This is a genomic window from Algoriphagus yeomjeoni (assembly GCF_049821175.1).
Taxonomy (GTDB): Bacteria; Bacteroidota; Bacteroidia; order Cytophagales; family Cyclobacteriaceae; genus Algoriphagus; species Algoriphagus yeomjeoni_A.
The window spans coordinates 378,952-390,916 of the sequence record NZ_CP187512.1 but is presented as its reverse complement, the minus strand read 5'-3'; the positions used below and the strand labels follow the sequence as shown (position 1 = coordinate 390,916).

At 40.3% G+C, this 11,965-nt stretch carries 8 protein-coding genes; 5 read left to right on the top strand and 3 right to left on the bottom strand.

Annotated elements, in window-relative coordinates; genetic code table 11:
- Nucleotides 1–200: 200 nt before the first annotated feature.
- Entirely contained in the window at nt 201–1,187 is a 987-nt protein-coding gene (locus tag ACPUEN_RS01470) for a bestrophin family protein (RefSeq protein ID WP_425638066.1), read from the top strand.
- Between the two features lie 149 nt (nt 1,188–1,336).
- Here ACPUEN_RS01470 and ACPUEN_RS01465 read toward each other — a convergent pair whose 3' ends face one another.
- The 3 genes from ACPUEN_RS01465 to ACPUEN_RS01455 all read right to left on the bottom strand — a co-directional run bounded on the left by ACPUEN_RS01465 (nt 1,337) and on the right by ACPUEN_RS01455 (nt 5,557).
- Nucleotides 1,337–2,032, bottom strand: a complete 696-nt coding sequence (locus ACPUEN_RS01465) for a head GIN domain-containing protein (protein WP_425638065.1) — start codon at nt 2,030–2,032, stop codon at nt 1,337–1,339.
- Nucleotides 2,033–2,258: 226 nt separating this feature from the next.
- A complete protein-coding gene (locus tag ACPUEN_RS01460; protein ID WP_425638064.1) occupies nt 2,259–4,685 on the bottom strand; it encodes an ABC transporter permease in 2,427 nt (808 codons plus the stop codon).
- A 182-nt stretch (nt 4,686–4,867) separates the two neighbouring features.
- Nucleotides 4,868–5,557: a head GIN domain-containing protein gene (locus tag ACPUEN_RS01455; RefSeq protein ID WP_425638063.1), complete on the bottom strand. Its 690-nt coding sequence runs from the start codon at nt 5,555–5,557 to the stop codon at nt 4,868–4,870.
- 322 nt (nt 5,558–5,879) lie between these two features.
- Between ACPUEN_RS01455 and ACPUEN_RS01450 the strand changes: the two genes are divergently transcribed.
- The 4 genes from ACPUEN_RS01450 to ACPUEN_RS01435 all read left to right on the top strand — a co-directional run bounded on the left by ACPUEN_RS01450 (nt 5,880) and on the right by ACPUEN_RS01435 (nt 11,755).
- On the top strand, nt 5,880–7,817 hold the full coding sequence (locus ACPUEN_RS01450) for a tetratricopeptide repeat-containing sensor histidine kinase (RefSeq protein ID WP_425638062.1): 1,938 nt from the start codon (nt 5,880–5,882) through the stop codon (nt 7,815–7,817).
- A gap of 155 nt (nt 7,818–7,972) precedes the next feature.
- Nucleotides 7,973–9,181 (top strand): glycoside hydrolase family 18 protein, encoded by a 1,209-nt coding sequence (locus tag ACPUEN_RS01445; protein WP_425638061.1) that lies wholly within the window; start codon nt 7,973–7,975, stop codon nt 9,179–9,181.
- 135 nt (nt 9,182–9,316) lie between these two features.
- Nucleotides 9,317–10,843, top strand: coding sequence for a bifunctional phosphoribosylaminoimidazolecarboxamide formyltransferase/IMP cyclohydrolase (gene purH / locus ACPUEN_RS01440; protein WP_425638060.1), 1,527 nt, complete (start codon nt 9,317–9,319; stop codon nt 10,841–10,843).
- Between the two features lie 705 nt (nt 10,844–11,548).
- A complete protein-coding gene (locus ACPUEN_RS01435; RefSeq protein WP_425638059.1) occupies nt 11,549–11,755 on the top strand; it encodes a type II toxin-antitoxin system HicB family antitoxin in 207 nt (68 codons plus the stop codon).
- The last annotated feature ends 210 nt before the right edge of the window (nt 11,756–11,965 follow it).

Genomic DNA, 11,965 nt, shown 5'->3' with positions numbered 1-11,965 from the left:
AAATAAGCTGATTAGTTCAAGTTTGATCAATTAAAATTCACCTATAGATGAACCCCTTCAGTCCCGTACAGATATACAATTATTTGGGAGTAAAATAAGAAATAAGCTTCTGTAGATTTTTCACTTTTTATCCATAATCAGTGGATTGAATAATGGATTTTTGACATTATTCTGTAGATTAATTGCAAAAAAATATTTTTATGTACGTAAAACGGTATTACAGTTTTTGGATGACAGTGCGCTGGTCCAAATATTCATTAATCTATGGAGTACTTTATTCTTTCGTAGTCATCGTATTGTATGAGATTACCTCGATACCATTTTCTCTCCCCTGGCAGCCGATATCAGTTATCGGTATAGCAGTAGCCTTTTTCTTGGGCTTCAAAAATAACAGCTCCTACGATCGAACATGGGAAGCAAGAAAAATCTGGGGCGCGATAGTCAATGACAGCAGAACTTTTGCCACTGCTATTCTCAGTCTACCCAATCCTGATTTGCCCAAGGAGGAAAGAAAGAAAATTATATACAGGCACCTTGCTTGGCTTCTTGCACTGAAACATGTGATGCGGAAGGAAAAAACTTGGGAGCATAATTTACCTGTAGAAAAACTGGTTTTCATCCCTGGATTCATCAAGGAATACTATGAAGGCATCTTTGCTGAAATCGAAAAATACCTCTCTGAAGAAGAGCTAACTACCATTAGGGACAATTCAAATATTCCATCTCAGCTGCTAAAAATCCAAAGCAAAGAAATCGCTGAATTGAAGGAAAAAGGCTTTATCTCTGAGTATAAGCAAGTTTGGATCCATCAGATAATCGCGAATTTCTACACGCATCAAGGCATGAGTGAGCGGATCAAAAACTTCCCCTTTCCAAGGCAATATGCTTCCACTGGCCTTTGGATTACTTATATTTTTTGTGCGTTGATCCCATTTGGTTTACTAGATATTTTCGCCCAAAGCACCGCATTGCATTATTGGTTGACTATCCCATTTTCTGCTATTATTATTTGGACATTCTTTGTAGTAGATAGAATCGGTGATTACTCAGAAAATCCATTCGAAGGAGGCTACAACGATGTTCCCATTTCTTCCATTTCTCGAGCAATAGAAATTGATCTGCTCGAAATGCTGGATGAGGAAAATATCCCAGGTCCATATCAGTCAGAAAATGGGTTTTTGATGTAAGAAAGTTGAGAGGTTGGAAAGTGGAAGGTGAAAAAGTGGGAAGATATAACGCACTCTTCAAGAATTTCGGCGTACCCTTCGCTTAAAAAACGAATAAAAAAAATCCCTCAAACTTTCGCTTGAGGGACCATAATAAGGCTAAGCTCTTTTTATCTTTTTGTAATGCTACTTGAGCCTGATGTTCTAATATTCCCCAACTGTGGTGAACCTGTATAAGTCACATCTCCAGATCCAGAAGAACTCACAGATAATTTACCCAAGTCACCTACATGGGTGTCTCCGGAGCCAGATTTGCCTACAGCCAGATCACCTATAGCGAGGCGCTCTCCATTAAAATCACCTGAACCGGATTGCTTAATTTCAGCTTGATCCACTGACCCGGTTTTGATGGCTAAATCTGCCGAACCCGAAATACCTACGGATAACTTCTTTGCTTCCAGTTTTCCCAAAGTAATATCTCCAGAGCCAGAAAGTGCCGCGTAGAACGAATCCGTCATCAAAGGTGAAGTAACTTCCAAAGATCCTGATCCAGAGCATTTTACTCCTTCAAGTTCCTTATACGTGATGAAAAATTTCAATTTGACATTGTTGTAATTTCCTTTTACCAAGCCCACACTGAGGACATCACCGTCAATCTCTGTTTTTACTTTGCTTAGATCTACTCCTTTAGCTTCGATTCTTACCTCTTCTTCATCACCTTCAGTTAAGATCACCTCCCAGCTTCCGCCAGAGTGAACTTTGGTAAAATGTCCCGGAGTTCTCGTTTCTGTAGATTGTGCCTGCACGCAGGATGCCATCACCAAAGCGGTCAATGCAAATGCGAAGATTTTTGAATAGATTTTCATGGTAAATTTATTGTAAGATTGGAAAATTGAAATATTGTAAAATTATGAAGTAGTAAAGTTGAAAGATGGTAAAGTTGGAAAGTAGAAAACGTACTAAAATCCAAGCCCCATTTAGTAGATGTAACAACTATTCAAATGGTTGCATATACAGTCTATATTCTTGGCTCTAGATTCTTAATACCTGACTCTAGATACTTTGTACTCGATACTCTGCACTTAATACTCCCTACTCGCTCTTTATACTCTTCACCGGATCAGCCCAAGCTGCTTTTAGTGATTGCGACATTACGGTGATTGCTGCTATTGCTCCGGCTATTAACCCTGCCCAGAGAAACACGGTCCAACTGATACCGGCCTTGTAGGCAAAATCCTCCAGCCAACTGGACATTCCAAACCAAGAAATCGGGATAGCAATCAAAAACCCTATTAAAACAAGCTTTAGAAAGTCTCTTCCTAAGAGTATCAAGATGTTTGTTGTCTCTGCTCCCATCACTTTTCGGATCCCGATTTCTCGTGTTCGCTGAGCTGTCGCAAAGGTGACCAAGCCCAATAATCCCAAGATGGAAATCAGAACCGCCAATCCCGAAAAGAAGGTGAAAATCGTTTTCACCCGCTGCTCTGCGGCATACTGTTCGTTAAATCCTTGGTCAACAAATCTTGGCTCAAAAGGAAAATTAGGTCTAAGTGCTGCCCACTCTTCTTTCAAATAGGCCAAGGTTTCTTCACGATTGTCAGCGTCTATCTTCAGGCTCACCAAATTATTCCGATCTAAACTAACCATGAATACAATAGGAACAATCGGCTGATGCAGGCTTTCGAAGTGGAAATCCGACATCACTCCAGTCACAAAACCTCTTCTGCCTCCATACAAAAATTGCTTTCCAATTGCTTCCTCAGGATTAGCCCAACCAATCTCCCGAATGGCTGTTTCATTGAGAATAAATGCCTCTGTAGAGTCACTGGCAAGGTTTTGATCAAAATTTCTCCCCGCAACAATCGGTATCCCATAAGTATCCACAAAGTTGTGAGTAACATGTATATCGGCTATTCGAATCTGTAGTTGAGTCATCTCACCGTTAATTTCGGCAGTCCCGCCTTGTGAGTCCAACAATCTTCCCGATGGAGCTCTACTCGACATGGAAACTGCCTGGACTCCGCTATACTTCTCTAGCCGATCCTTTACGATTTGATAGTTTTCCTCAATTGATGGACTAGTAGGAAGTAGAACAATATCTTCTTTCTTAAAACCCAAGTCCTTGCTCTGCATGAAATTGAGCTGATTGACCACAACCAACACAGCCACAATCAAAACCACTGAAATAGCAAATTGTCCTATCACCAAAAATGACCTGAATTGCTCATGACTTTTCCCTGCCTTAAAGGCTCCTTTTAGGACTGATGCAGGCTGAAATCCCGAAAGGAAAAGCGCTGGATAACTACCTGAAATGATTCCTACAAAAACCACCAGCCCCACGAGTCCAAGAAGAAATTCCGGATTATCCACGAAGTTCATACTCAATGCTTTCCCGGTAAAATTTGAAAAAGTGGGTAAAAACAAATAGACTAAAATCACAGCCAAAATCATAGAAATGGAAGTTAGCATAAAGGATTCACCCATAAATTGTCTGATAAGGCGCCCCTTGTCTGCCCCCATCACTTTGCGAAGCCCTACTTCCATAGACCTAAGAGAAGATCTTGCAGTAGATAGATTCATGAAATTGATACAAGCGATCAGCAAAATAAAAAGCGCTACGGCAAGGTAGATGTAGACGTAAGCAATGTCACCATTGGCCTCGATCTCTGTGTCCAAATTAGAATAAAGGTGAATATCTGTGATTGGCCACAGGATTAACTTCGTGCCTGTCGACATAGGGGTTCCTGCTTGAGTTTCACCCATATATTTGTCGATCAAGTTGGGAAGTTTGGCCTCGAAATTCTCTCGGTCTACCCCTTCGTTGAGCAAGAGGTAGGAGGAGAAATTATTCCCTCCAAAGTTGCTCATGAAAGCTTCCTGCCCACCATAAAACATTACAACAGGAAAAATGGAAGCGAAAAAAGTCGGATGAAAATGAGAATTATCCGGAAAATCCCGAAATACACCCCTAACCTGATAAGTGAATTCCTGCCCTTGTAGGTTGATCAACATTTCCTTTCCCAAGGCAGATTCTGATCCAAAATACTTCTTGGAAGTGGCTTCGGAGATGATCAAGCCGTCATTTTCCTTGAGCCCAGCTTTAGGATCTCCCGCAAGAATGTCAATGCTGAAAATATCAAAGACTTCAGGATCAGCAAAAGTAAAATGATCTTCAATAAATTTATTCTCACCTACTGTCACCAGCGGATTTCCTTCTAGCATTCTTCCTGCAAAAGCCACCTCGTCTGGATAGTCGGCAGCGATCAAAGGCGCAAATGGAGGTGCCGTATGTCCAAGATGAAGGCTAACTTCTCCGTCTGGATTAAACCAAGCCCGAGAAACCCGCACGATACGATCTGCATTTTCGTGAAATCTGTCGTAGCTCAACTCATGCTGTACAAACAAGAATATCAGAATACTGACTGCCATTCCTACTGCCAACCCAAACACGTTGATAAACATGTAGAGTGGACTTTTTCTAGTATTTCTAAGTAGGATTTTTAGGTAGTTTTTGAGCATGATTTTGTGGGATTGGAAAATTGAAAGATTGGAAAATTATGTCATGAAGGTTGAAAAGTCGCAAGGTGGTAAAGTTTGATTATCCGCTTTCTCAAGGACTAAATACCTTACAATTGATCTCTTTGGTGTCATACATTCTCTTGACAAGTGGTTCTAAAGTCTTATGTCATGATACTTGCTACTTATTTCTTAATCACCTTAGTAGAGCCTAAGTTGCCTTTAGTAATATCTGTCGGGGTTCCACTGTAATACACGTTTCCAGATCCAACTGAGCCTACAGTTAGCTCTCCTTCTACGCCAACATGAATATCTCCGGAGCCAGCTTTACCTATTTTGATATCTCCGCAAAGCAGGTCAATTCCCTTAAAATCGCCAGAGCCTACTTGACCAATATTAACATCACTAGCTTTTCCTTTGGAAATAACGACATCTCCAGTTCCACTCATCCCAACATTCAAACTCTTTGTCTGTAACATTTCCAATTCGACATTTCCTGATCCTGCCTGACCTATGCTGAACTCACCGGCATAGACATCAGATCGAACCATGATATTCCCTGAGCCAGCCAATCCTAAAGTTTCTAGTTTCTTGATGGTTACATAAACTGTAAAGTCTCTATTGTCATCGTCATCGTCTTTGAGTTCGATCTCAAGATTTCCATTATCCACTTCTGTGATGACCTCACTCAAGTCAAATCCCTTGGAAACTAGCTTGACTTGATCTATATCACCAATAGTGATTATTACATCCCATGAGCCTTCGGAACTTACTCCTGTAAATTTCCCTGGGGTTCGGGTTTCGGTTTGAGCCTGAGCGGAGAAACCTAAGAAAAATAAAAAGAGGACTAGCGAAGTGATTTTTGAGAAGTTCATAATGGATTTGGTTTTATTTCCTGTACTTACTTTTCAGACATTGTGCCAAGGGAAAACAATGCCTTTAAGCACGTTTGAACAGCACTTACAAATTACAATCTGTCCGAGTAAGCGATGTTTTGTTCGAATGCGGACAACAAAATCTATATTTCATCCTCAAAATTGTAATCAAAAAACATAGGAAAAACAGCTATCTCCCCTCAACTAATTAAAATGTTGTTGGTAATTTAATTTTAGGCATTTGATTTTCAGGCGAGCAGGTGCATCTTTACCTAATCATCCTTTTATCCTTGTTGGATAGATTACTTTCAAAAACCTACCTATGATTCCTTACTTACTGGTTTGGATTTTACCTTTCGTTTTGCCAGTTCAACAATCACAGACAGATAGTCTAAAAAAGATTGTAGAAACGACTGATAATGATTCTCTAAAAGCTTCGAGTCTTTATAACTTAAGTAAACTCTATTACACCTATGATCAGGACACAGCGATACTTTATGGAAAAGAAGCCATCGCAATAGCAAAAGAAAGAGGTTTAAAAATAATAGAAGCCAATGCTATGAATATTGTAGGGGTATCGTATTTGATTCAATCAGATTATGAAAGCTCCTTAAGTACTCATTTGGAAGCACTTGGTATACGGGAAACATTACAGGACACTACTGGGATCATCGAATCCACCATGAATCTTGGAAATATTTATTACCGTCTTCATGAACCCGAGAAAGCAGTTGTCCAATACCAAAAATCCCTAACACTGGCTCAATTGATCAATCATGAGCGGGCTATGAGCTTGCTTTACAATAACATTGGTAGCTTTTACCTGGATAGGTGGCTGTCATTCAAAGAAGCCGAAGACTTCAATAAGACCAAGGAATATCTGGAGAAATCAAAGGCTATCAAGGAAAAACTAAACGATAAACGCAGTCTTACCAATACCCTACTTCAGCTGGGAGAACTCTACTATGAATCAGGGGAAAAGCAGAGAGGAATCCGCCTACTGACACAGGCACTTGACATTGCCGAAGAATTGAATAATACAGAAGGGAGATTATCAGCCCTGGGAACACTTTCAGATTACCATAGAGACAATAAATCCTTGGCTCAAGCACTAGATTACGCCGCTCAGGCCTATGAACTGGCACAACAAACCAAATCAAATTACCAGATAAGTATAGCCGCGAGCAAGATGGCTCACCTCTCTGCCTTGAATAAGGATTTCGAAAAAGCCTACGAATTTCAACGGGTCAAGGAAGCTAGCAATGATTCCATATTCAATGATTCGAGACAGAAAATCCGGACTGAACTGGAAATTCAATATGAAAGCGAGAAAAAAGAACTCGAGAATCAAAGGCTAATAAAAGATCAGGAACTATCCGAATTAGCCATCACAAGGAAAAATGAGCTACTGTTCACCTTTATCATCGTAGCTATTCTTTTAATAGGACTTGCTTGGTACCAGTTGAAAACCAATCAAAAACTAAAGGCAGCCCATAGAGAGCTCAAAGAAATAAACTCAAAAGTACAAGCTCAAAATCAGCGGATACAGCAGCAATCTGATCAATTAACCAGTACTAATCTTGAGCTGAAACAAGCTAATAGTTTCCGGGATAAGTTATTCTCAATTATTTCACATGATTTACGTGCGCCATTTTCATCTCTCAGCACCTCTCTCGAACTCTGGGATTCAGGCGACCTCAGTAAGAAGGATATGGACTTTGTTCTTTCATCTATTGCCTTAGATGCAAATGCAGCTTCTAATCTCCTTTCAAATCTACTTACCTGGACACGTTCACAGATGAGTTCAGATAAAGTGAAAAATTCAGGGATTGCTCTTGCTGACTTAATCACAGAAAATAAAAACTTATTTGCTAAGCAACTTGAACAGAAAAACCTAAAGCTGAACAACAAGATCCCTTCAGACTTCAGCATCACTACAGATCGGGATAGACTGAATTTTATTTTACGAAACATTCTATCCAATGCGATCAAATTCACTCCTCAGGGAGGAGACATTTGTGTGGAAATTGACTCTAACCATCCATCCACTATCATGATTCGAGACAGCGGTGTAGGTATGAATCAGTCACAGCAAGACAGTCTATTTAACAACAAGCAATATTCCACCTCAGGAACCAATGGAGAACAAGGTACTGGAATAGGACTAATGCTATCCAAAGATTTTGCGGATAGCATCGGTGCAACTATTTCTGTAAGTAGCGAGCTAGGAAAAAGCACAACTTTTAGATTGGAATTTTAAGAAATGCAGGGTAGATAGATGTGATCATTCCAATTTGAATGAAATTTATTACCAACTTCTATTCTTTTAACCTGTGAATTAGTGGCGAATATTTTAAATTAAGTAATTTCAACTTATTCGAAATTATTTAATAAGTATCATAAACCACTACTCCTTTGAAAAACCCTAACTTCTCCTACTTACTTCTCTTTTTTAGTATCCTCAGTTGCTCTGCGCCCGCTGACAATCAGACTAAAGAACCCCAAGAAACCTTTTTGACCCCTGATCCAGTAATCATGGCCTATTATGTAGCGGAGCGTGATTATCAGCCAGAAAAAATTCCGGTAGAAAAACTCACTCATATCATCTACTCCTTTACGAATGTGATTGGCGGAGAAATGAAATTCCGAAATGAAGAAGTCGCTGGACCTAAGCTTGAAGCGCTAGTAGCTCAAAAGGAACGAAATCCTGATCTAAAAGTAATGATCGCCTGTGGTGGTTGGGGAGCAGACGGTTTCTCAGATATGGCTTTGACGGAGGAAAGCAGAGCAAAATTTATCAAAAGTGCTTCTGAATTCATCAGCAAATATCAACTTGACGGCATGGATATGGACTGGGAATACCCTGGAATATCCGGTGCTGGCACGATGGCTCGCACTGAAGACACCGCGAATTTCACCGCTTTGATGAAGGGCTTGAGAGAAATGCTGGATGAGTTTGACTCCCCAAAAGTACTGACTTTCGCTTCAGCAGGTTGGAAGCGCTACTACGATTTTGTGGATATGGATGAAGTGATGAAATACGCAGATTACACCAATGTGATGACTTATGACCAAGTTTCTGGCGTGTCCATTTATACAGGTCACCACACGCCTCTTGGAGATGTGAAACGTGCAGACATAGTAGGAACTCCCTTTCAGGCACATCTCGATAGTTTGTTCGCAAATGGAAACAATCAAGATCCAGATCCAAGATCTGCACAGAAAATCGTTGATTTCCTTATTGAAGAAGGAGTGGATCCAAAACAGATTGTGATTGGTGCAGCATTCTATGGCCGTGTCTGGGCTGGTGTACCACCAGTGAACAAGGGTTTACATCAATTAAGTGGTGGGCTACACATTGGCTGGATGGCCTATCACCAGATTCGAGAGAAGTATGAAAAAGACAGCAACTTCGAGCGATTCTGGGATGAAAAAGCAGAAGCGCCTTACATGTATAATGCTGCTGATAGCCTGTTTGTATCCTACGATGACACAGTTTCTGTGGCTTTAAAAACCAAGTACACAATGGAAAAAGGTCTAGGCGGAATCATGTTCTGGGAATTAGGAAACGACACTAAGGAAGAAGGTAGTTTGCTTGATGCCATTTATAAGGCTGCAAACTAAAAGGCATTTAACATATCCTTACCTTTTGGAGTAAATCGAAATTCGTATTTCGTAATTCAAATTTCTTCTACCTCCCTTCCAAGCAATTTTCTTACCTTTGCAGCTTGCTAAGTTTTCTAATCAACCCATTTCCAAATGGCAACAAAAAAAATAAAATCCGCACTTATTTCTGTCTTTTATAAAGACAACCTTGAACCAATTATCGCCCTATTGAAAAAACATGATGTCACCATTTATTCTACCGGTGGTACTCAGAAGTTTATCGAGGACCAAGGCGCGGAAGTTATCCCAGTGGAAGAGTTGACCAGCTATCCTTCTATTTTCGGAGGTAGAGTAAAAACCCTTCACCCAAAGGTGTTTGGAGGTATTCTTTATAGAAGAGATAATGAAGGCGACCTTTCTCAAGCTGGAGAATACGATATCCCCGCCATCGATTTGGTGATTGTGGATTTGTATCCTTTTGAGGAAACTGTAGCTTCAGGTGCTCCTGAAGCTGATATTATCGAGAAAATCGACATTGGAGGAATATCTCTGATCCGTGCTGCAGCTAAAAACTTCAAGGACGTCACCATCATTGCTTCCAAGGATCAATACACCGAATTGGAAGGAAGACTTACCGCACAAGATGGTGCTACTACATTGGCTGATCGCCGTTATTTCGCGGCGCAGGCTTTCCAGGTTTCTTCCAACTACGACACACATATCTTCAACTACTTCAATGCGGAGGAAAGCATCCCTGCTCTAAAAGTATCTGAGACCAAAGCAAAAGCCCTTCGCTACGGAGAAAATCCACATCAAAACGCGCATTTCTATGGAGACATGGAAGCACTTTTTGACCAGTTGAATGGAAAAGAGCTTTCGTACAACAATCTAGTCGATGTAGATGCGGCTGTGAATTTGATTGCAGAATTCAAAGGAGAAACAGCCTTCGCTATCTTGAAGCATACCAATGCTTGCGGTGTGGCTTTGGCACCTACGGTAAAAGAGGCATACCAAAAAGCATTTGACGCGGATACTACTTCTGCATTCGGAGGTGTGCTGATCACCAATCAGACCGTGGATAAGGACGCTGCTGAGGAAATGCATTCCTTATTTTTCGAAGTGTTGATTGCTCCTGATTTCACAGAAGAAGCTTTGGAAGTTTTGATGGGCAAGAAAAACAGGATTTTGCTGAAGCAAAAAATGGATCTTCCGGGTACCAAAATGCTCAAGACATTGCTAAATGGCGTGATCGAGCAGGACAAGGATTTGGCTACGGAATCAAAGGCTGATTTCACGGTAGCTACCAAAAAAGCCCCGACAGAATCTGAGCAAGACGCATTAGTTTTCGCAGCAAAAATCTGTAAGCACACCAAATCAAACACCATTATTCTTTCTAACGACAATCAATTATTCTCCAGCGGCGTTGGGCAAACTTCCCGTGTGGATGCATTGCTTCAGGCTATTGAGAAAGCTAAGGCATTTGGCTTTGATTTGAATGGAGCTGTAATGGCATCTGATGCTTTCTTCCCGTTCCCAGACTGTGTAGAGATCGCTGGTAAAGCTGGCATCACCGCAGTAGTTCAGCCAGGTGGATCTATCAAGGATCAGTTGAGCATTGACTACTGTGACGCAAACGGCATCGCTATGGTGATGACGGGCGTGAGACATTTTAAGCATTAATTTCTAGATACTAGATTTTAGAATCAAGATTCAAGACCTTCGGAAGTAAACATTTCGAAGGTCTTTTTTTATTCAGGAAAGATTTTCGGACTGTGAAAGGCGTTGGAAGTCAGAAGTTTCTATTTATTCATGAAAAAGTATGAGAAGATCCTGTTGAAAATCCTTAGAGGAACATCAGATCAAAACATTGATTTTGAAGATCTTAAAATGTTATTACTCATTATGTATATCCGCTTTTTCACCAGTTGCCAAATTTATAACCTTTCTATTTATCACGAATTTAATTCACAGTTCTAAAAAGATCCGAAGGATTGAAACCATTCATAACCCTCGGCAAAGCCGGGGGTATAAAACTAATATCCTTTGTAGCCCTGAAAGGGCGAAACTTTGAAGTTTCGCCCTTTCAGGGCTACGGTTTACTACTTTATCAACCTCCCTGCACTTGCGTGCAGGGTTATGAATGGTTTGGCACCTTCGGCGCCACGTGTAACTTCAGTTTCATGATTAGAGAAAAAACTTGCGTTTTACTAAGTTTTACACTGAATACATTACCATACTGGTAAGATTTAGGATAGTCATAATACTCATTTTTGGGTTTGAGGAAAGAATTAAGGGCAGTCACCATATTTTCTCTAAATCTCATTTAGAACAATGATTTTATCCTTACCTACATCATATGATCTTTGAAAATCAAACATGAAACAGATGAAAACTAACCCTCGCTACGAGATAATCATTTACTGGAGTGAAGAAGATCAAACATTCATTGCAGAAGTGCCAGAATTAGCTGGTTGCTTGGCCGATGGAGAGTCATACTCAGAGGCATTATCCAATGTTGAAATCGTCATTGCGGAATGGATTGAAACAGCAAAATCTTTAGAAAGATCCATCCCTGTCCCTAAGGGAAATTGATGCTTGCTTAAAATTACTCTGTTTTTATGCTAAAGTGAAAACAGAAAGTGGCAGACACTTTTTAAATTGTATATAAAATTAGCCTCAGTTTAAATTTCTATAATAACCTCAAAACGAAATTGATTGAGCTGCTGAGATCAGCTGGTCCACTATGGCCTCAGAGCAAATTCATATTGATTGAAAAAACATAGGTATCCTTACCGAAAGGTT